Genomic DNA, 19,636 nt, shown 5'->3' on the forward strand with positions numbered 1-19,636 from the left:
CCGCGTTACCCTCCAACCCAACACCCAACAGCGCAATCAGGAAAACCTTAAGTTCATACTATATAAATCATCAAATTACAGTATATTCCAGATCTATAGGTGCTAAAAAACCACATAATCCTGCTCACCCCTCAACATAAAGATGAGATATTAGTACCGGGTGCGCTTAAAAGATTAGCTGTTTTTTAGTGACTTTCGCCCTGACGAGGCATCCATTCAGTTTCGTTTACTTCACCGCGCGTTGTTTTCTTTTAAGAAGATCTTGAAACTTGGCATCTAGCTCTTTTTTCTCTTCTTCAGTTGTTGCGACGCTGAGCTTGCTTAATGTTTCTGTAATTTGCATTTCAATCGCTAAAAGATCTTCGTCTGTATGAGAATGAGCGGTTTGTTCGTCTCTTGAGAGCGGGCTGACGGTCGGCACGTTGTTGGCAAACGACAATTCATCGTCAGCGACTTCGTCGACGAAGCTACGATCATGGCTAACAAAAATGATCGTACCAGGAAATGAACGTAACACTTCCGTAAGTGCTTCTTTTGTTGTGAGGTCTAAATAATTGGTCGGCTCATCCAATAGCAGAAGATTGTTATTATGCAAGAAGACGGTCGCAAGCGACGCGCGCACTCTCTCGCCACCACTAAGGACTGCGATCGGTTTATGCACATCTTCTCGCTTAAAACCGAGTCGTGCGAGCACGTTTCGAATGAACGTTTCTTTGTACGGGCTTTTTGCCGTCACATTTTCTAAAATGGTCTCATTTTCATTTAAGTTCTCTTGCTGTTGCGAGAAGATGCCTAGTTTTGCCGGACCTGCAACAGTAAGCGCCGAATCTCGACGTGCAACCATATTAAGAAGTGTCGTTTTTCCACTGCCATTTGCTCCGGTAATGGCAAGTTTTTGACCAGGTTTGATGGCTCCAGATACTTGTGATTTGAGCGAACGGTTGCCAACTTTCACCTCACAATCGTTAAATTGAACAGCATAACGACTATGAAGTTTAGGAAATTCTGCAATATCAAATACAATCACCTCATGCTCCATTGGCTTTTCTTTTTTTTCAAGCTGATCGATTCTGGAGTGCATCGTTTCTGCTGCCCGGTTCAGCTTCGCCTTCGTCGCTCGAGCACTTCGCTTGTGCAACCTTGCTTCTGAATTACCCATACGGCTTGGCGCCTTTTTTACACGACTGATTTTTGCTGAACATTTTCAATCGCTGATTCCAGCCGTTTTTTCTCTTTCGCATACGTTTCGTAATCTTTATTTTGCCGAACACGAGCGGCTTGTTTTTGTTGTTGATACGCATCATAATTTCCTTCGTACATCGTGACGGTCTGATTTTCAATCTCCCAAATGGTCGTACAAACCTCATTGAGCAACTGCTTGTCATGGGAAGTGAGTAGCACCGCACCCCGGTGCATTTTGAGGGTACGCTCAAGTCCTTCAATGCCTTGTATGTCCAAGTGACTCGTCGGCTCATCGGCGATGATTACGTCAGCTTCTTGGCCGATTGCGCTCGCAATCTTTTTCCTCGTGCGCTCACCCCCGCTCATCTCTCTATCGTCCTCTGGCACTCTCCATAGTGAGGCAAGCCGTGCATCCGGTTGGACGTCCCCCTCGTTGAGTTGTGGGATATAGACTGCATTCCCATATCTTTCAACCGTACCTGAATCCTCTTTGAGTTCCCCCGCCAAAATGGAGAGTAACGTCGACTTCCCTGCACCGTTGTCACCGACGACGCCGATGCGGTCTCCTTTGTACACATAAAGAGACTCGACGGAGAATACTTCCTGTCCTTCATAATTCTTTGATAGTTGTCTAGCGTGTAATAGCACGCAAAAACCCCCTCTAAAGACATTTAGAGAGGGTCCGCAAATCGTTCTGCTGCTTATCTATTCACACACGCACAAATAAACATCACCGAACGAGCGTGTGTGTAGGCAGGTAAGTACGAATGGACAGACGAATCCCATCTCTAAACATCTTCAAAATGATGTTCAATCTCATTGAACGTATTCTGATTATGTTTGTTGATAAGATTAGTTCCACATTCGCGACAGTACCTGTACCTTTCTTAGAATTGAGATTATCATCACATACGTTTTCAAAAATGTCAACGCTGTCTGTTTTTAATGAGTAGTACGAACCGAGTCGCATGTAAAGCGACAGTGAGTACGTAAAAAATAAGAATGATCATATCGACAACGAGCGGGTTTTCGAAATCTACATATAACCAGACGATGAGTCCTCCCCCGAGTAGCAGAAAGAGGTTGAATCGGCCGAATTCATTCAAAAGTTGCATCGTGCTTCTCCTTACATTCAATTAAAGGTTTGAAAAAACGAAAAAGGATGAGATAACGAGCAATACGAACGCAACGAGCAGCAAAGAGATCGCATTCATAACCTTTCTTCCTCCCTTAGTGTACTGTTTCTATCGTATCTCGCTTCTCCTTAGAAACGAACCGTTCTTTCTTGCGATTTTCTTACAATTTTGTAACAAATCATAAAAGAAAAGTGCACTCAATAGCTTGAGTACACTCTCCAATCGGTTCGGTAAGGTTTTGCCATTTCTGTCTTTATTCCGTCTGCTTCACTTCTTAGTCGGCTTAAATCTTTCTTTATGTCTTCAATCTCTAGTTGGACTTTTTTAAGCTCCTTTTTCATCGGATCCACTTAAAGTTTTGCCCCCCAATAAACACTCTAGATCTTGTGCTATCTGTCATTATACTAAAGGCAGGGTGGCAGAAACATATGATAAAAGTCAGAAATCTACACGTTTACATTCGCTACGAAGGAATCATTCTCTGTGTTTTCTATAGGTGTGGTGCTCTTTTGCTAAATGAAGCGTGCGCATAAGGTCACAAATGATGACCATCGTTGGATTAAGAGCGGGCGTGATCTTTTACTTGTTCTCGAAGCGCTCGCTTTAGAAACTTTCCAACAGAAGTTTTCGGAAGTACTTCTAAAAACAGCACCTGATCAGGTACCACCATTCACAAATTGCGTCTCAAGATGTTGGAGCAGCTCTTCTTCGGTCACGACCGAACCTTCTTTGCGAACGACACAAGCCATTGGTCGCTCCTGCCATTTTTCATCTGGCACGGCGACAACAGCGGCTTCGAGCACTCCAGGATGGGCCATAAGTGCATTCTCTAAATCGACGGAAGAAATCCATTCCCCACCACTTTTGATTAAGTCTTTCGTTCGGTCAACGATGGCAATCGATCCTTCTCGGTCAATCGTGACAACATCTCCGGTGTATAGCCATCCGTCTTTGAACGTTGCCTCGGATCGCTCGTCGTTATGATATGCATCGGCAATCCATGGACCGCGAATGAGTAGCTCTCCCATTTCTTTTCCGTCCCACTTAATCTCACCATTCTCATTCACGGCCTTCAGATCAACGAGAGGTACCGCCATTCCTTGCTTGGCTCGAATGTTCAATTGCTCTTCCTTCGAATCTTTCAATTGATGACTCTTCAACTGAGAAACGGTTGCCAGAGGTGCAGTTTCCGTCATCCCATACGCGTGCAAAAAGTCAATGCCGTACACATTTTCAAACTGCTCGATCATTCCTTTTGGTGCAGCAGATCCTCCACAGAGCACACAACGCAAACTGCTCGTGTCATACGACCCTTTTTCTAACACTTGTAAAAGACCAATCCAAATGGTCGGAACCCCTGCAGTAATCGTTACTTTTTCTTCTTGGATAAATTGTGCAATGAGCTCGGGGGTGAACTGTGGACCTGGAAGCACTTGTGTTGTTCCAAACCAAGTTGCCGCAAACGGCATGCCCCATGCATTCACATGAAACATCGGTACAACCGGCAATGCCGTATCCTTTTCAGAGATAGCTGTTGAATCGGTTAACCCTAGTGAGAGGCTATGCAACACAATGCCCCGGTGCGAATAGAGCACTCCTTTTGGCTTGCCTGTTGTCGCTGACGTGTAACACATTGCGACAGGTTCATTTTCATCCAAATCGGCGACAAATGAGAAGTTCTCATCTCCTTCTTGAACGAGATCTTCATATGAATACACCGGTGAGAGAGAGGTTTCAGGGAGTGACGGTTTATCTGTCATGATAATAAACGCTCGTACCGTCGTTAGTTGATCGGCCACACGCTCAATGAGCGGTAAAAGATCTTCATCGACGAGAACGACACGATCTTCAGCATGATTCATTACGTATACGAGGTGCTCTGGTGGCAGACGAAAATTAACCGTATGAATTACCGCTCCGACACCAGGAATGGCAAAGTACGCTTCAAGGTGGCGATGGTGATTCCAAGCAAGTGTTGCAACCCGTTCCCCGCGCTGAACGCCTAATTGCTTAAGGCACTTGAAAGCGCGCGTGTTCGTCTGCCAATATCTCGATACGACATTCGCTGTACATTGTCCAATGTCCTGGAAATGACCTCTTTGTCTGGAAAGTATCGTTCTGCTCTTTCTAGCATTGGAGGTATCGTTAATGGCGTGTTCATCACCTTAATCAAACCCTTTCATGTTTAGATGCAGCGCTCTCCACACCGGTTTGTTTTTTTATTTCGGTGGCATACGAACCGCTCCGTCGAGACGAATCGTTTCTCCATTTAACATGACGTTATCGACAATTGATGCGACCAGTTTCCCGTACTCAGACGGGTAACCAAGTCTTGACGGGAATGGGGTCATCTCTTCAAGTGACTTACGTGCTTCTTCTGGTAAACTTTCAAACAACGGCGTTTCAAATAAACCTGGAGCAATGGTGACAACTCGTATGCCTAATGAAGCCAAATCACGACTTATTGGTAGTGTCATCCCTGCTACGCCGCCTTTGGACGCACTGTATGCCGCTTGTCCAATTTGCCCATCGTATGCGGCGATCGATGCGGTGTTAATGATGACCCTCGTTCCCCTTCTTCATTGGTCTTATTGTCCTTCATTCGTTCTGCTGCAAGTCGAATGACGTTAAACGTACCGACAAGGTTGATTTCAATCACCTTTTTAAAAGACTCCACCGATGCGTTCCTCGTTTTCCGGTCGTTTTTTCCGCAGATCCAATACCTGCGCAGTTTACAACGGTATTCACCTTACCGAACACACGAACGGCTTGATCCATTGCGGTCGTTACACTCTCTTCATCTGTGACGTCTGTGACGTAAAACTCCACGTTTTCACCTAGCTCACTCGCCAGCTTTTCTCCTCTCTCTTCGTTCACATCCAAGATGGCAACGTGCGCTCCATCACGAACAAATTGCCTAACGGTCGCTTCCCCTAATCCTGAGGCACCACCTGTTACGACTGCTTTTACTTCATCTCTTTTCATCTGTACATCCTCCAAGTTGTAAGCCTTTTCATTTTTTCCTAATGAATCGATTCTCTCATTGCTACATTTCGCTGAATTTCGCTATTTTCCTGCTAAAAGAAAAAATTACCACTTATAAAAGAACGTATGTTCGTGTATACTCATTGTGAGGTGATCCACATGGCAAACAAACTTACTCCCGGTTCAAACATGCGCTGGGAATCAAGTCGAATGATTTTACCTGAACACCGAGAAGCTTGGCTAACCCATCAACAGGACACAACAAAGGTGAAAAAGCCCATCCTCGATGAACAACGCTGGCTCGAATTTGAACTCATCTTAAGAGAAGCGATGGAATATAACGAGCCCCTGCGATTCACATACTGGAAGAACGGATCATTCTTCGAACTCGCAGGCTACTGCCATTACGTCAGCCATGACCAGAAGCAATTCCACATCGTTTGCACAAACGATGATGTGCACTACCTGAAGTTCGATGTGGTCATGAATGTTGAACGTGCGTAAGCGTGAATGCATCGAAAAATCGTCATCACTACCGTGTGCCGTTGGATAGCTCCCGCACACTACCCATCCCGTTAGTCGATCGTTCAATGCTCAGCGACTATGGGCGAGTGGAAAAACGAACACCCAAGCCACAAAAGTCTCGATAAAAGCAGACAGCGTAGCCGGCCAGACCACAGAGCCAAGCTGTTATTCGGTAGTGATGGCTGTACATACAGCCATCACTACCGTTGCACCCCCACTTTGTGTAGCGTTTCACGTTGTTCGCTTCCATTTCCGCCACCTTTTCTCAACGCATTTCGTCACACGTACATCACTTAACAGAAATCGATTTGATTAAAGCTGATTTATCTTTTACGCGATGCAAACAATCTTCTCTTTTTTTAATATAGCCTGTGATCATAAAGTAAAAACTAAGTCCAACCACCGCTAAAGAAAGCGGTAAAAGACTAGAAACTGGACCTTCAACAGAATAAGCAGCATTCATCGTTAAAAATCCGAAAACAATCGCCAACACACCGAACATCACCGTGACTACGCCTAATAACACTCGAATGTTTTTTACCGTTTTCAGCTTCATAAATCTCCCTTCTTTACACTCAATGATTTTGATTTAACCATTGGTAGAACGACCTCTCTTCAATCACATTCAGAATGCAGTCGGTGCCGTATTCGTTTACCATGCTCTCAACCTCATCAGGGAAAAGGTGCTCCACATTCATGCGAATGTACGGCAATTTTTCTTGTGCCTTGATTGAGCGCAGATTTTCCGCTTTCGCTCCTGCGAAAACAAGTTGGAGATTCAGCTCATCAAAGGCAAATTGAAGAATTTGTTTTTTTGCTGCGGCGTTCATTCCCTGCCCCCAATACGGATAACCGATCCACGTACCGATGTGGCACGAACGCTTGCTCAAATCCACCTGCTTCAGTGTAATCACACCGACGATCTTGTTTTCGAATACGATCGCTCTTGAATACATGTTTCCCTTTGCCTCTTCTGCATTGACGAAGGAGATGAAAGCACGAGTGCCCTCCACCGACGTTTGTGCTTTGCTGAGGCCTAGTGCCCCGCTAATTTTCTCGTGTGAGGATAATGCCGATACGTGTTCAGCATCTTCCAGTTGGTGCGGCCGTAACGTAATCATTCCATCCCTTCTCTCTATCTGTTCGGCAATCTGACAACTGCTCGTATTTCCTGTAGGTGATGACGATCATGTTCCGCAAGCCCTATAAAATATGCGGACACGGTCAGTTCGGTTTCCCCAATGAAGATGGGGCGATTCCAGTCTGTTTCATGAATGTCTCGAATGGACTGTAAAAGATCTGTCCTTATGTTAGTGAATTCGGCGATGATGTCGCGTTGTGCGATACACCTTCCACGTTCAGCTGCTCGGCTGTTGATCCCTTCACGCTCTGGTCCTTTAGGAAGTGGATGCTGCGAAAATAAATAAGGGAGGCGTTTTTGCAAAACGAAGTCGTCCCAAGGAATAAGATGGGCAATAACTTCAGCAACTGTCCACCCGCCACGCTTGACGGGTGTCCTCCACTCATGCTCATCGAGCCTTTGCAAAGATGTCACAACGGATAAGACGCGGGTATGGTGGGCGATAATTCGTGCTTGGTGTTCTTCCATCGTACGCTCCTTAACTTAACGTGAGTTGTCCATTGATAGCCCGAAATACCTCTCGATCTTACTCACTTCTGCCATCGTCCGTTTAATACCTACCGCTGACTGAAACCAATTGTCTCTCGTAATGCCAAATCGGTCGACACACGGAGAGATGAAGAAGGTCGTTTCCGCTGGAAACACTGATTGGTAGGAACATAACACCCTTCTTGCATGACACGCCTTACATACAATGAGAACGGCCTTCACTGAGATTTGCTCTCTTTGTAAAACCTGATAAGAAAAACGAGCATTGTCAAGCGTGTGAGTCGCTCGGTCTTTTTTTAAGATACGAGCATCGGGAATACCATAGGCGAGACCGCTCTGCCGCAAGTACGCCCACTCGGTCGTCTGTAAGCGAGTATTGAAGCCACCAGAAGGGAGGATGAATGGCGCCAATCCACGTTTGTAAATCAAAGCTGCCGTTTCCATCAACTGACGATGATCAGCACCTGGAATAAGGATCACATCTGCATGACTCCCTTTCGTTTCAACGAAAATAAAGTTCGTCATCTGTTCAATGAGTTGAGGTCGGATCATTCACGATCAACCTTTGCCACGTACGTATCGTTTTCTGAGGCGCTATGAATGCCGTATGACAGTGAAAAATCAAAGTCATCTGGACGGGCATTTGGCAACGCTCTATTTGATTCCGATGAACGTGTTCCACATGCGGCCAATCGCATGAACGAGCAGACGTTCCACGCGCGATGTCGCGCTTCTCAGCCTCCTCACTTATTCCTTCACTGACGCATTACGATGAACCCACCCGTGCTGAATAATCTGTTCAGTATGTTCCCCGAGCGCAGGTGCACCCGTTCGGACTCTGGCTGGTGTCTCGGATAAGCGGATCGGCTGGGCAATGGTTCGCCCAGAAGGTGCATCGTCCTGAATCATCTCCCGATGGACGACTTGAGGATCTTTTGTCATTTCTGCAAATGTCGCCACTGGTGTGACACAAGCATCCGAATTAGCAAAAATCGCGGACCATTCTTGAAAAGAGCGTTTGTGGAACTCTCGCTGCACTTCTCGTTTTACTTCACGCTGAACGGCAGCGTCGCCCGTTTGCCTACTGATGAGGTCCGGTCTATCTATTTGTTCACAGAACAAACGCCAAAACTTAGGTTCTAACGCACCGACAGCGAACCAGCGATTGTCTTTTGTTTCATACGTTTCATAACAAGCGAGACTTCCACTTAATGGCAACTCGCCTCGGCTTTCTTGAGCACCACTTGAAAGAAACTGCGGCAAGCTCGTTTGCATCCAGGAAAGGGCGCCATCTAGCATGGAAATATCGACAAACTGACCAACGCCAGTACGATCTCGCTCATGAAGAGCAATCATAATTCCCGAGAAAGCGAGTAATCCCCCGCCTCCGATATCCCCAATTTGTGCAGGAGGAATGACAGGCTTTTCACCAGCATGTCCAGATAGGTCTAAGATTCCCGCACGACTAATGAAATTCACATTGTGACCGGCTTTCGTTCGATCAGGTCCAGACTGCCCGTAGCCAGTAATTGCACAATAGACAAGTCGTTTATTTTCAGACTTGAGGGTTTCATAACCAATGCCTAAACGGTCCATCACACCTGGCCGAAAGCTTTCAATGACTACGTCCGCTTCTTTGACAAGTTTGAGAAAGTGGTTGCTGCCTTCCGGTGACTTTAGATCAAGGCAAAGGCTACGTTTGTTCCGATTCAAACTATGAAACATTGCTTGTTTCTCATCGGAAATGAGAGGGTCAAGACGAGCGGGGTCTCCATCAATACTCTCAATCTTAATCACATCTGCTCCAAAATCAGCAAACATCATCGAACAATAAGGACCGGGCAGTAGCCTTGATAGATCCAATACACGCAAATCATTTAATGCCACGATGAACCCTCCCCACTAGAAACGATTCTTTCAATAATGGTTGCGTTCGCCATGCCATTTCCTTCGCACATCGTTTGTAGTCCGTAACGTCCTCCAGTCCGATCCAACTCATCCATCATCGTAATCATTAGACGCATACCACTTGCGCCAAGAGGATGACCAAGCGCAATTGCCCCACCTAACGGGTTCACTTTGCTCGGATCTACACGAAAAGCATCCAGCCAAGCAAGCGGTACCGAAGCAAACGCTTCGTTCACCTCAAAATGATCGATTTGATCAATCGATAACCGTGCTTTTTCAAGCACTTTTTCGGTCGCTGGAATTGGACCGGTAAGCATAAGCGTTGGATCAGAGCCGACTACCGTTCTTGCTACAATCCGAAACCTCGGAGTAAACCCTAACGCTAACGCTCGTTCTTTTGACATGATGAGCATTGCTCCAGCCCCGTCACTAATCTGACTAGAGTTGCCGGCTGTAACGTTTCCTTCTGGATTAAACGCAGGGGTTAACGCAGCAAGCTTTTCAAAGCTCGTATCCTCTCGCGGTCCTTCGTCTCGGTTGACAATGTGTTGTTGACCGTCTGCCTGTGTGACAGTGACGGGCATAACAGAGCGATCAAAATACCCGTTTTGCAGTGCCCGAACCGCACGTTGATGACTTTCTAAAGCATATTCGTCCAATTGTGCCCGCGTCATTTTCCACTCGTCAGCAATTCGGTCCGCTGACAACCCTTGATGCAAAAGTTCATAACGTTTCGATAATTCCGGACTCGGTTTTACTCCTTGTACCGTTGACCCGAGAGGCACTCTTGACATGTTCTCGATTCCACCAGCAATGACAACGTCCATATCCCCACTCTGAATCGCTTGAGCCGCAAAATGGACGGCCTGTTCACTTGAACCACATTGCCGATCAATTGTCGTTCCAGGCACTTCCACTGGTAAACCTGCAATTAATGCTGCGGTTCGCGCGATGTTTTGTGACTGCTCACCAACTTGACTTACACAACCGAGAATCACATCCTCAATCTGATGGGGATCCAGCTGCGCACGCTTTACGACTTCGCGAATGACCCTACTTGCAAGCTCATCGGCTCGCACCTGACTTAACTGTCCATTCCGCTTGCCAACAGGTGTACGCACAGCTTCTACGATGACGACTTCTCTCATCTCATTCAACTCCTAACGTTTTGTAAAGGCTTCGAATCTCTTCTGTCGGTTGACTGGTGAGTGAGGGAATCGAATGCCCCGCTTCAATAAGCGCTCGAATGATACACATTCCGTAAAAGTATCCGGTCCTTGGAATGACCGCGTCCGGTTGCGCCATAAAGTACGTGGTCATTCGCTCCTTCGTTAACGGCAAATCAAATTGTTGGTCCAATTCTCGAATGATGTCACGTTTATGTTTGTTCATTTGTACATACGTAGCGGAACTACAAAAGAGCATACGTTGTAAATTCCCGTCTGTCATCGGCTCCCTATCCAACTCAAGAGCGGTGAGCAAAGCTAATCCCTCGGCAATCGCCAACTGTCCGACCGTCCACATTCGTTTCCCAAATTCATCCAACCGGGAAAATCGAACGAGGTGATTCATTTCATGGGCGATGAGAACCGGTCGGTCCGTATGTACAAGCCGTTCAATACCCAAATAAAGAAACGGACGAGTTGCTCTTAATGCACAACCGTCAATATGACCGAGGCCAACGAGCAAATACACATCAAAATCTTCATCAAACTGGAGGAAACGAGCAGCGTCTTGTGCTCGACGACGAATGGCACGCTCATCTACACACGCAACGCCCGCCCGGGCATCTCGAATCAGCTCATTGGCATCAATTGATGCAAATAGCGCACGTTTCTCCTCAATCCCTACAATCTGATACAGCAGCTCAAATATCGGTTCAAACACTTGTTCATAATCCGAAATGTATGCCAGCCACGAATGTTCATCCACTGGAGGTGACTTCATGAAGTCGCGATAACCATGTATCACATCCATCGGTCACACCGAATCCGATACCAATTTGCCGTAATAGACGAGATCCAAAAACGCCCCGTCTTTATGCACATGCTCTCTTAACACACCTTCTTTTTTCATTCCACACTTTTCTAATACACGACCTGAAGCGGGATTGAACGTCATGTGACGCCCGTATATCCGGTGAAAACCTTTGGACTGGAACCCCCACTCCAACACGGCACAAGCCGCTTCGGTCGCATACCCCCTCCCCCAATGCGGTTCTCCCAACCAATAACCGATTTCGCCATGACCGTGTTGCGCGTTTTCAGAAAGTGACATCGAGCCAATCACTTTCTTTTCGTCCTCTGTTGTGATCGCCCATCGATACGTATTCTTTGTCTCGTGAGCGATCCAAGCTTTTGCATCCGCAACCGCATAAGGAAAAGGCAAGTGAAGTGTAGATTCGTAAAGCTTTTTATTGTTGCAAAGCGTCGCCACCTGCTTGGCATCCGCCATCCGTAACGTCCGTAACACTAAGCGCTCAGTAACGATACGATATTCATCAACCGCTTGACACATCTTCACTGCCCCCTTTAGGTGAACTCCTCAAAATTTTCCGATATCGATTTTTCCACTCGTGTGAAAGTGACTTGAGTTCGAGCATTGATTGGATTTTTGTAAGGTCTTCACGTTTAAAATAAACATCGCTGCACATCCAAACACTCGGCGAATTGACGGTTCGCTCCATAAGCTCAAGGGTGTCTCCTTCTTTTATACAGCCTGGCTGCAAAACCCTCGCAAAAAAGCCAGAGTAGCGGGTTTCAATAAAGCGGGCAAACACTCCATTAACATTCAGTTTTCGGTCGATCGTGTTGCACGGCACTCGTCCTTGGCTAATCTGAACAATCGCACTGCCCATCGTGTAAATGTCCCCAATATAAACATCTCGCTCCAGCAAGTTCGTAACGGTTACATTTTCGCCAAAAGCTGGGGCTGTAAGGGAAAGGTCAAATTCTTCCTCCCACATCTGATAGTGTTCAAACGGATAAAAACTAATGGCACGATCTCTGCACCGTGGTTCTTCGTATTGCCAACACCGTCTCCTTCAAAGCCGTCGTATGTCAAATCAACAGCTTTTACAGGTTGCTTTTGAATGCCTGTAACAATTGACTGATCCACCAACTGACTGTTCATTTCCTTCGGCAAGCCGATGGATAGTGTATGAATGCTTGGATGTAGCATGCGGTTTCTCCTTTACGTTACAAGTAATCAATGGTTGTCCATATGGTCTTGCATTTCCTCTATAAACCGAACGTTGCGACCGTTTAGAACGTTCCAAGTTCAGCGTAACACATTCTTCGTGTGCCGACGTAAAAAAATGGGTAAAGTAAAAGAAATTGGATGTTGAGGTGATCGAATGAAACACAACGAAAGCGACGTGATTATCATCGGAGCAGGGCTCACTGGACTTTCAGCTGCGAATCGGCTCATCGAAGATGGGTTTCACGTAACAGTTCTTGAAGCGATGGAGCGAGCAGGTGGAAAAGTAGAGTCTGTAGAAAAAGAGAGTGGATGGTTTGAACGGGGACCGCAATTCGTAAATGATGATATGTCCGAAATGGTCAAGCTCATTGAACGAGCGGGCATGACATTAGCGGAGACGACGATCGCTGACAATGCAGCGATGATTCATGCAGAAACGAAAGAAGACGCGGACCAACGAACGGAGCCACTCGTCCCGAAGTTATTTGCCACCCACTTAACCGACGATATTCCACTCGCTCAATTGTATGCGAATGCGGGCATGAATGATACGAGCCTTTCCATTATCCGTAGCATGCAAACAGAACTCGTTACGATCGAACCTGATCAATTGAGCGCTATCGCACTTATTGATACGAATAACCGCTACCCATCAGAAAAAAGCGATCTTACCCACCAAGCTTCAGGTCCACTTGGAACCGTCATTACCTACTTAGCGGACCGACTTGAAGATCACTTGATCTATGAAGCACCGGTCACACACGTCCGGACTTCAGACAAGATGTATACCGTTCATACGAAAAACGAGCAGTACACTGCCCCTGCAGTCATTGTTGCACTTCCCCCTGCTGTGGCAACCTCTCTAAATTATCCAGAAGAGGTTGAGTACCAGTTTCGCGACGCATTATCTAGCTACACGAACGGCGCGATCGTAAAAGTAACTTGGCAATTTGAACAGCCATTTTGGAACGATTTGCATGCCAAGAATACAGAGAAACCGATGGCAGGTCTAGTGTTTACAAACCCTGAAGGCATTACCGTTTCTGTATCAAGCAAAGCAAATGGACAACCTCGATTAACGATGTTTATCGGCGGAAACGAAGCGAAGCGCTTTTCCACTATGAACGAGAAAGAACGTATTCACGAAGCCACGCGCTTACTCGCTATGGGTGTCGGTTCAGCTGCCTATGACTATACGGATGCGACTGACAGCGTGTGGGTGGACCACCCCTATTGTGGAGGTGGCTACGGAGCAAGCGTCCATTTCGGGGGTCAGCCGGATGCGGCAGAACATTTACGTCTACCATACGAGCGCTTTTTGTTTGCGAGCAGTGAAACCGCGACCGAATTCCCGAACTTTATGGAAGGAGCGGTACGTGCAGGGATCCGCGCGGCGATGAATATCAAATAAATGATCTATGACCCAATCCCCACTTGGGAATTGGGCCACATCTATTCGCTTTCCTCTTCCTCATCATGTTTTGTAATACGAACTTGGCTAATTTTCTTCTCATCAGCCTCCAGAATTTCAAACGTCAAATTGTTAAACTTGATGACTTCTCCTATTTCTGGCAACCCGCCATACTGAGCCAACAGAAAACCAGCAAGGTTATCCTCGTCTTCGGGGATGTTCGTCGAGAACACGTTATTTAAACGGTGTAATGTGAGCTTACCCTCACAAATGATCTCATGATCCGTTTGTTTCACAATAAATGATCCGTACGTGTCTGTTTCATCTTCAATGTCTTGTCCGATCATCGCTTCGATGAGATCCTCATGGGTAACAATGCCTTCAGTGCCTCCGTATTCATCATGGACGACAGCAAAATGTTTCTTTTCCTGTAGCATCTTTTTGAATACGGAGTTTACCGCCTGAAATTCATGTACGTAAAGCGGACTCAGATCAGAAACTTCGCGCACGGTGCGGTCTGGCTCCGTAATCCATTGAAGAGCAAACTTCGAATGAAACACACCGACAATGTGATCGATGTCGCCTTCATAAATTGGATAACGCGTGTATTGGTTATTGCTTAAAATTTCTTTAGCTTGTTCAAACGTGTACTCTACAGGAATGGCTTGGATATCTATTCTAGGCGTTTTTAAAATGTCTGATACGTTCAGTTTTGTGAAATCCAACATCCCTTTTAGCCGTTGCATTTCATCTGGAGCAAACGTTCCTTCCGTATGACCGATATCTACCATCGCTCTCATTTCATCTTTGGAAAATGTTGCTTCGTCCTCATTTCCTCTACCTAACACCCGAATAACAAAACGTGTAAACATGTTCAACAAGTATGTAAACGGCTTTAATACTTTAAGCAAGATATACGTAAACGGATACACAATATGAGAGATCCGCTCCGGATACGCTGCTGCAATTGATTTCGGCAACACTTCCGCAAAGATGATAATCATTACCGTTAAAACGGCAGTTGCAATTCCTACATTAATGCCATATTCTAGCGCCACAATCGTCACGAGTGACGGCAAAATGATATTAGGGACATTGTTTGCAATTAAAATGCCCGATATAAACTCCTCAGAGTTCTCGACAAATTTCAATAAGTTTGCCGACCGTTTGTCCCCATTGGCAGCTTTAGATTGCAATTTAATTTTGTTCGTAGCAGTGAGAGCTGTTTCGCTTCCGGAAAAAAAACTGGATGCGAGAAACAGCAAAAATATCGCGATAATCACAAGACTTCCTCCACTCAAGATATAAACGTTTGTGTATACAATTTCCATTTCTTGTTCTTATTATAACGTAGTTAAAGCTCTTATGCTTAGCATCGTATACCTCTCAATAATTCGTGCATACTACACGTAATTTAGGAGGGTAAAATTTATGAGCCTTTGGGAAGAAGATTACAACATACCGTCGTTTCCCGCAGTTACCGCGGACGACTCGGCAGACGTTATTATCGTTGGGGGTGGCATTACCGGCATTACAGCGGCATACCTACTTACAAAAGCGAATGTGTCTGTCATACTTATTGACGCTGATCGGTTAGTAAACGGAACGACCGGCCATACGACCGCAAAAATTACTGCTCAGCACGGCCTCATCTACGATGAACTCATTCAACATACAGACAAAACGAAAGCAAGGCTTCACTATGAAGGTGCTACTGATGCATTAAACATGATTAAAGAAACAATTGAATCCTTGGCAATCGATTGCGATTTTGTTGATAAGAACGCTGTTCTCTACGCAGAGAATGACGTGTACGCTCGTAAATTAGAACGAGAAGCTATGGCTTACAAAACGTTAAACATTCCCCATGAAACGATCGAAGGCCCTCCAGATCTACAGGCGGTGGGCGGCTTGCGTATGCCGGACCAAGCGGAGTTTCATCCGATTAAGTACCTATCTTCACTCGTCCATTATATCACTAAACACGGAGGGCGCATTTATGAGCAGACAGTAGCAACAAACTTGTCTAAAGATGATCGTCCAGAAGTGATCACACGCGATGGCCATCGCCTGCAAGGGTCTCACGTGATCGTCTGTTCACATTTCCCTTTTTATGAAGGCAACCAATTTTATTTTACAAGAATGTACGCCGAGCGCTCCTACATTCTTGCCATCAAACCGAAACAAATGCCCGCAGAAGATGACATGTATTTAAACCCAGAAGATCCGGTCCGCTCTATTCGCAAAATGTCCTTCAGAGGAGAAGAACTTCTACTTATAGGCGGCGAACAGCATAAAACTGGACAAGGTCGTGCGACAAGCTCTCATTACGAAGCGCTTGAAACATTTGCCAATAAACATTTTGGAATTGAACGCATCGTTGACCGTTGGTCTGCCCAAGATTTAACAACGATTGATAAACTGCCCTATATCGGCAGGATGAGTGATGCACATCCGAACGTATATGTGAGTACCGGATATCGCAAGTGGGGGATGACGACCGGCACGTTAGCCGCAATGATCCTTTCTGACGCTGTCCATCTCAAGCAAAATCGGTATGCATCATTGTATTCACCCAACCGGTTTTATGCAAACCCTAGTATCGCGACCTTTCTTAGAGAGAACCTTAACGTTAGTAAACACCTATTACTCGGGAAGCTGGACTTGACGAATCAATCGTTAGATGATCTGAATACGAATGAAGCGATTGTGTTCAAGCATAATGGTCAAAGAAAAGGTGCATTTAAAGATACCGAAAATCACATCCACATCGTTGATACAACGTGTACACACCTTGGGTGTGAAGTGGCATGGAATGACGGTGACCATACTTGGGATTGCCCTTGCCACGGATCAAGATTTTCCTACACTGGAGACGTCATTGAAGGTCCAGCCGAAACCCCTTTACAAACACATGATCATAGTCTTTTTACGAACCTCGACACGAAAGATGATTCGTCTGGTTGGTAAAAAACAAAAAGAACTCGTCGATGTTGTTGACGAGTTCTTTTTTGTTTAGAGTAACCCTTTTTCATGGATCGCCTGCGATAACGACGATCGAACCGAGACTTCATCAAATTGTATACCTAGTTGTACTGCCGTTTGCGCAATTTCAGGACGTAATCCAGACAAAATCGTATGTACGCCTAATAGTCTTAGCCCTTGAATAAGCTGAAACAGTTGTTGCGCGACCATCGTATCGACAATCGGCACACCTGAAAGGTCCATAAACAACGTGGATACTTGCTTTTCAGCACATTGTTGCAATGTGTGCTCCAACATTATTTTCGCACGGTACGTATCAATATCTCCTACGATCGGTAAAAGAGCGGTATGTTTCGTGAGCAAAAGAACAGGTGCACTCAACTCTGCAATCGTTCTCTGTTGAGCAAGGTTTCTGCTTTCAGCAATTTCGTCATACGCTTTTGCAAACATTTGAATAACGGTGTTCATCGCTTCTGAAATGGCTATCGTCCAATCAAGCTCATCTCGTTCACTCCATTTTTCAGGAGATTGTTGGATATATTCATCCAATAACTGTTCATAGAGTCGTTGATTATGCGCGAATTCACGAATAATCAGATGAATGGGTGTGTTTTGATGATACTCATCTCGAGCAATTTCTCTTACCCAAGGTTCAAGCGTTGACTGGAACTCATCGATGGTACTTTTAAAGATCGTAAAGAAACGTGGATGAAAAGCATGATTCTGTTCCTTTAATTGATCAATTACTTCTTGATTCCTCGAAGCGTACACGCCTTCATTTTTGTCTAGCTTTTCGTACCAACGCTCAGTAACCGTTCTGCTATTCCTCATCATAAATTCATACAGACCGTCGTTTTGGCTCATAATCTTCTCTCCTGTTCCATATATATTTCTATCATAGAACATTTGTGCACAATTGTCTTGCAAAAATGGGGGTAGAGAAATATGTCGAATCAAGATGAACAGGTTGTGCATCTCATAAAAGAAGTGGGCACACAAATTGTACAATTAGAAGAAGAGTTAAAGCAGCTCAAACGGATGATCAAAACATTGGAAGAGAATGAAAAAAAGCTTCATGAGCAGATGGAAGAATACGAACAGCTACACCGTTACGTTCACAATAAAGTATGCGAGCATGATCGAGATATATTTTTGCTAAAGCCTAGAGGTGACCGATGAAACAAGAATGGTATTACCTCGTAGATGATGGCAATCAAATCGGTCCTTTCTCTGCAAAAATGATGGTGCAATTATATGAAGATGAGAAAATTCATAAAGAAACGTACGTATGGGATGGAATCATTGATGGGTGGCGCTACTTCTCAAGAACACAACTTTATGAACAATGGAAGTCCTATTCCATGCGTCATGAAAGGACAACCTTACAAGAGCCCGTAACTCGTATGCATAAATGGGAGGAAGTTATTGAAAAACGGGTGCTGCGAAAGCAATTCTTTGCTAAGATCTTTACGATCCATTCTTGGCAAGAAACGAATGATGTGTTATTCGCTCACCACCCCGTCCAAAAACCTGTACAACCTTGGGTGTACACGCGCGTCATGTTGTTAAGTATTTTTTTCTATTTACTCGCGTTCACATTGTCTTTTTTCGTAGCCAATAACCCGCTTTTCATCCCATTTGCCATAGCAGGTTTGCTTCTCCCTGGATTGTTATGGATTGTATTTCTTTTAGAGATTCAACGACACGTGCAATTGCTTCCAATAATCTATACCGTGATTGTTATTCTTTCGGGTGTTGTTGCCATGGTCGGCTACGCCACCGTTGCCATCACCGGCATCTCATTTATACTGTTAGTTTTCTTGATCGGAAGCGTTGCGCTTTATATGCGATTGTATAAGCATCAGGACCTTCCCCACGCCCTGTTTATAGGTGCGCTAATCGCCGTGCCATATGCAATCATTGAAGGCAGATGCTCCTAACATTTGCTGGGAGTAATTTGACGCTTTTCTCGTTGTACGGCACATTCCTCACTTGGGGCATGCTCATCGGCGCAAGCTTGTCAAAGCATTGGAACAAGTGGCAAAGCATCGGATTGTTTTCTTTCGCCATTCTTTTGGCTGGATTCTACTACACCTTCCCTATCACTTTCGTCATCGTTCTCGTTACGATCGTTGGATTAATAGCGATCCTCATGCTAATTTATGTACAATTTATTAAGACAGAGCAAAAAACAGGCGAATAGAACCACTCGCCTGTTTTAAGATTTCTTTTTATTTTTATGAATCCCTAAACGCGTTCTTTCACTTCGTACGTCAAACCCAAACTCATCCATACGTTTGATCATATTTAAGTACAACTCGCCATTTTTTCTCGTATCCATTCCATCAAATAAAGAAATAAAACGAACGCCTTGCTCGCGTAGCTTTGCTAAGTTGTCAATCAGTTGTTCACTCGATGATGCAAAACAGGAAAGCTTAATGACAACGATTGTGTCTTTCGACTTTACAGTGTCCATTAACTTCTCGAGCTCAACTGGTTCATCCGCTTTTCCAAATTCTTGTTCTTCAAACACAAAGTCTACACCGTAATTTTTAAGCATTTGTCGCTGAATAAAGCCCTTTTCATCGCGACTATAAGGATTTACATATCCATAGATCAATTCCGCATACCTCCTTTCGTCTATACTTCTGTCTCATACCTGTTTCTCGTCCT

General features: G+C 45.2%; 23 protein-coding genes and 2 pseudogenes. 6 read left to right on the top strand and 19 right to left on the bottom strand.

Annotated elements, in window-relative coordinates; translation table 11 throughout:
- Positions 1-226: 226 nt before the first annotated feature.
- From JCM19037_RS27355 to JCM19037_RS12635, 6 genes and pseudogenes are all read right to left on the bottom strand, one after another.
- Positions 227-1,159, bottom strand: a complete 933-nt coding sequence (locus JCM19037_RS27355) for an ATP-binding cassette domain-containing protein (protein WP_238544709.1) — start codon at positions 1,157-1,159, stop codon at positions 227-229.
- Positions 1,160-1,176: 17 nt separating this feature from the next.
- Entirely contained in the window at positions 1,177-1,830 is a 654-nt protein-coding gene (locus JCM19037_RS27360; protein WP_238544710.1) for an ATP-binding cassette domain-containing protein, read from the bottom strand.
- A 278-nt stretch (positions 1,831-2,108) separates the two neighbouring features.
- The gene (locus JCM19037_RS12625) at positions 2,109-2,297 is read right to left on the bottom strand and encodes a hypothetical protein (protein ID WP_042401631.1); all 189 of its coding nucleotides are present in this window, start codon (positions 2,295-2,297) and stop codon (positions 2,109-2,111) included.
- Between the two features lie 218 nt (positions 2,298-2,515).
- Positions 2,516-2,659 (bottom strand): hypothetical protein, encoded by a 144-nt coding sequence (locus tag JCM19037_RS25815; RefSeq protein WP_193744171.1) that lies wholly within the window; start codon positions 2,657-2,659, stop codon positions 2,516-2,518.
- 218 nt (positions 2,660-2,877) lie between these two features.
- Positions 2,878-4,482, bottom strand: a pseudogene (locus JCM19037_RS12630) (long-chain fatty acid--CoA ligase).
- Between the two features lie 55 nt (positions 4,483-4,537).
- Positions 4,538-5,303, bottom strand: a pseudogene (locus JCM19037_RS12635) (3-hydroxyacyl-CoA dehydrogenase).
- A 159-nt stretch (positions 5,304-5,462) separates the two neighbouring features.
- On the opposite strand from JCM19037_RS12635, the gene JCM19037_RS12640 reads away from it, so the two are divergent.
- Positions 5,463-5,807, top strand: coding sequence for a YolD-like family protein (locus JCM19037_RS12640; protein ID WP_042401632.1), 345 nt, complete (start codon positions 5,463-5,465; stop codon positions 5,805-5,807).
- A gap of 310 nt (positions 5,808-6,117) precedes the next feature.
- On the opposite strand, the gene JCM19037_RS12645 is transcribed toward JCM19037_RS12640, so the two are convergent.
- The 10 genes from JCM19037_RS12645 to JCM19037_RS27365 form a co-directional block, all read right to left on the bottom strand.
- Complete coding sequence (locus tag JCM19037_RS12645) at positions 6,118-6,384, bottom strand: hypothetical protein (RefSeq protein ID WP_042401635.1); 267 nt, start codon at positions 6,382-6,384, stop codon at positions 6,118-6,120.
- Positions 6,385-6,403: 19 nt separating this feature from the next.
- The gene (locus tag JCM19037_RS12650) at positions 6,404-6,949 is read right to left on the bottom strand and encodes a GNAT family N-acetyltransferase (protein WP_042401637.1); all 546 of its coding nucleotides are present in this window, start codon (positions 6,947-6,949) and stop codon (positions 6,404-6,406) included.
- Positions 6,950-6,963: 14 nt separating this feature from the next.
- A complete protein-coding gene (locus JCM19037_RS12655) occupies positions 6,964-7,437 on the bottom strand; it encodes a DinB family protein (RefSeq protein ID WP_042401639.1) in 474 nt (157 codons plus the stop codon).
- Between the two features lie 15 nt (positions 7,438-7,452).
- Positions 7,453-8,010, bottom strand: a complete 558-nt coding sequence (locus JCM19037_RS12660; RefSeq protein ID WP_042401643.1) for a YdcF family protein — start codon at positions 8,008-8,010, stop codon at positions 7,453-7,455.
- 195 nt (positions 8,011-8,205) lie between these two features.
- Entirely contained in the window at positions 8,206-9,345 is a 1,140-nt protein-coding gene (locus tag JCM19037_RS12665; RefSeq protein WP_042401646.1) for a CaiB/BaiF CoA-transferase family protein, read from the bottom strand.
- Positions 9,336-10,514, bottom strand: coding sequence for a thiolase family protein (locus JCM19037_RS12670; RefSeq protein WP_042401649.1), 1,179 nt, complete (start codon positions 10,512-10,514; stop codon positions 9,336-9,338). Before JCM19037_RS12670 ends, JCM19037_RS12665 begins: the two co-directional genes overlap by 10 nt.
- A gap of 1 nt (position 10,515) precedes the next feature.
- Complete coding sequence (locus tag JCM19037_RS12675) at positions 10,516-11,343, bottom strand: DUF2268 domain-containing putative Zn-dependent protease (RefSeq protein ID WP_042401652.1); 828 nt, start codon at positions 11,341-11,343, stop codon at positions 10,516-10,518.
- Between the two features lie 3 nt (positions 11,344-11,346).
- Positions 11,347-11,883: a GNAT family N-acetyltransferase gene (locus JCM19037_RS12680; protein WP_042401655.1), complete on the bottom strand. Its 537-nt coding sequence runs from the start codon at positions 11,881-11,883 to the stop codon at positions 11,347-11,349.
- The gene (locus tag JCM19037_RS24395; RefSeq protein WP_238544711.1) at positions 11,867-12,331 is read right to left on the bottom strand and encodes an MOSC domain-containing protein; all 465 of its coding nucleotides are present in this window, start codon (positions 12,329-12,331) and stop codon (positions 11,867-11,869) included. The genes JCM19037_RS12680 and JCM19037_RS24395 overlap by 17 nt, the downstream gene beginning before the upstream one ends.
- A complete protein-coding gene (locus JCM19037_RS27365; protein WP_052363867.1) occupies positions 12,274-12,546 on the bottom strand; it encodes a hypothetical protein in 273 nt (90 codons plus the stop codon). The genes JCM19037_RS24395 and JCM19037_RS27365 overlap by 58 nt, the downstream gene beginning before the upstream one ends.
- Before the next feature lie 175 nt (positions 12,547-12,721).
- On the opposite strand from JCM19037_RS27365, the gene JCM19037_RS12690 reads away from it, so the two are divergent.
- The gene (locus JCM19037_RS12690) at positions 12,722-13,978 is read left to right on the top strand and encodes an oleate hydratase (RefSeq protein ID WP_042401656.1); all 1,257 of its coding nucleotides are present in this window, start codon (positions 12,722-12,724) and stop codon (positions 13,976-13,978) included.
- 41 nt (positions 13,979-14,019) lie between these two features.
- On the opposite strand, the gene JCM19037_RS12695 is transcribed toward JCM19037_RS12690, so the two are convergent.
- Positions 14,020-15,261: a hemolysin family protein gene (locus JCM19037_RS12695; RefSeq protein ID WP_042401659.1), complete on the bottom strand. Its 1,242-nt coding sequence runs from the start codon at positions 15,259-15,261 to the stop codon at positions 14,020-14,022.
- A gap of 148 nt (positions 15,262-15,409) precedes the next feature.
- Here JCM19037_RS12695 and JCM19037_RS12700 point away from each other — a divergent pair, with 148 nt between their 5' ends.
- Positions 15,410-16,948, top strand: coding sequence for an FAD-dependent oxidoreductase (locus JCM19037_RS12700; protein ID WP_042401660.1), 1,539 nt, complete (start codon positions 15,410-15,412; stop codon positions 16,946-16,948).
- A gap of 45 nt (positions 16,949-16,993) precedes the next feature.
- On the opposite strand, the gene JCM19037_RS12705 is transcribed toward JCM19037_RS12700, so the two are convergent.
- Positions 16,994-17,827 (bottom strand): STAS domain-containing protein, encoded by an 834-nt coding sequence (locus tag JCM19037_RS12705; RefSeq protein WP_042401661.1) that lies wholly within the window; start codon positions 17,825-17,827, stop codon positions 16,994-16,996.
- A gap of 81 nt (positions 17,828-17,908) precedes the next feature.
- Between JCM19037_RS12705 and JCM19037_RS12710 the strand changes: the two genes are divergently transcribed.
- The 3 genes from JCM19037_RS12710 to JCM19037_RS12720 are packed head-to-tail and all read left to right on the top strand — an operon-like array spanning position 17,909 to position 19,166.
- A complete protein-coding gene (locus JCM19037_RS12710) occupies positions 17,909-18,142 on the top strand; it encodes a hypothetical protein (protein ID WP_042401662.1) in 234 nt (77 codons plus the stop codon).
- Positions 18,139-18,903: a DUF4339 domain-containing protein gene (locus JCM19037_RS12715; protein ID WP_042401667.1), complete on the top strand. Its 765-nt coding sequence runs from the start codon at positions 18,139-18,141 to the stop codon at positions 18,901-18,903. Before JCM19037_RS12710 ends, JCM19037_RS12715 begins: the two co-directional genes overlap by 4 nt.
- Entirely contained in the window at positions 18,894-19,166 is a 273-nt protein-coding gene (locus JCM19037_RS12720; RefSeq protein ID WP_152549060.1) for a hypothetical protein, read from the top strand. The genes JCM19037_RS12715 and JCM19037_RS12720 overlap by 10 nt, the downstream gene beginning before the upstream one ends.
- Before the next feature lie 15 nt (positions 19,167-19,181).
- Here JCM19037_RS12720 and JCM19037_RS12725 read toward each other — a convergent pair whose 3' ends face one another.
- Positions 19,182-19,583 (bottom strand): recombinase family protein, encoded by a 402-nt coding sequence (locus JCM19037_RS12725; RefSeq protein ID WP_042401672.1) that lies wholly within the window; start codon positions 19,581-19,583, stop codon positions 19,182-19,184.
- Positions 19,584-19,636: the final 53 nt, after the last annotated feature.

The sequence above is a fragment of the Geomicrobium sp. JCM 19037 genome, assembly GCF_000698105.1.
In the GTDB taxonomy this organism is placed as follows: Bacteria; Bacillota; Bacilli; order Bacillales; family Marinococcaceae; genus Geomicrobium_A.

Coding starts and splice junctions, on each gene's coding strand:
- JCM19037_RS27355 (WP_238544709.1), bottom strand. CDS start 1,159: ATGGGTAATTCAGAAGCAAGGTTGCACAAGCGAAGTGCTCGAGCGACG.
- JCM19037_RS12625 (WP_042401631.1), bottom strand. CDS start 2,297: ATGCAACTTTTGAATGAATTCGGCCGATTCAACCTCTTTCTGCTACTC.
- JCM19037_RS25815 (WP_193744171.1), bottom strand. CDS start 2,659: ATGAAAAAGGAGCTTAAAAAAGTCCAACTAGAGATTGAAGACATAAAG.
- JCM19037_RS12640 (WP_042401632.1), top strand. CDS start 5,463: ATGGCAAACAAACTTACTCCCGGTTCAAACATGCGCTGGGAATCAAGT.
- JCM19037_RS12645 (WP_042401635.1), bottom strand. CDS start 6,384: ATGAAGCTGAAAACGGTAAAAAACATTCGAGTGTTATTAGGCGTAGTC.
- JCM19037_RS12650 (WP_042401637.1), bottom strand. CDS start 6,949: ATGATTACGTTACGGCCGCACCAACTGGAAGATGCTGAACACGTATCG.
- JCM19037_RS12655 (WP_042401639.1), bottom strand. CDS start 7,437: ATGGAAGAACACCAAGCACGAATTATCGCCCACCATACCCGCGTCTTA.
- JCM19037_RS12660 (WP_042401643.1), bottom strand. CDS start 8,010: ATGATCCGACCTCAACTCATTGAACAGATGACGAACTTTATTTTCGTT.
- JCM19037_RS12670 (WP_042401649.1), bottom strand. CDS start 10,514: ATGAGAGAAGTCGTCATCGTAGAAGCTGTGCGTACACCTGTTGGCAAG.
- JCM19037_RS12675 (WP_042401652.1), bottom strand. CDS start 11,343: ATGGATGTGATACATGGTTATCGCGACTTCATGAAGTCACCTCCAGTG.
- JCM19037_RS12680 (WP_042401655.1), bottom strand. CDS start 11,883: ATGTGTCAAGCGGTTGATGAATATCGTATCGTTACTGAGCGCTTAGTG.
- JCM19037_RS24395 (WP_238544711.1), bottom strand. CDS start 12,331: ATGTGGGAGGAAGAATTTGACCTTTCCCTTACAGCCCCAGCTTTTGGC.
- JCM19037_RS27365 (WP_052363867.1), bottom strand. CDS start 12,546: ATGCTACATCCAAGCATTCATACACTATCCATCGGCTTGCCGAAGGAA.
- JCM19037_RS12690 (WP_042401656.1), top strand. CDS start 12,722: ATGAAACACAACGAAAGCGACGTGATTATCATCGGAGCAGGGCTCACT.
- JCM19037_RS12700 (WP_042401660.1), top strand. CDS start 15,410: ATGAGCCTTTGGGAAGAAGATTACAACATACCGTCGTTTCCCGCAGTT.
- JCM19037_RS12705 (WP_042401661.1), bottom strand. CDS start 17,827: ATGAGCCAAAACGACGGTCTGTATGAATTTATGATGAGGAATAGCAGA.
- JCM19037_RS12710 (WP_042401662.1), top strand. CDS start 17,909: ATGTCGAATCAAGATGAACAGGTTGTGCATCTCATAAAAGAAGTGGGC.
- JCM19037_RS12715 (WP_042401667.1), top strand. CDS start 18,139: ATGAAACAAGAATGGTATTACCTCGTAGATGATGGCAATCAAATCGGT.
- JCM19037_RS12720 (WP_152549060.1), top strand. CDS start 18,894: ATGCTCCTAACATTTGCTGGGAGTAATTTGACGCTTTTCTCGTTGTAC.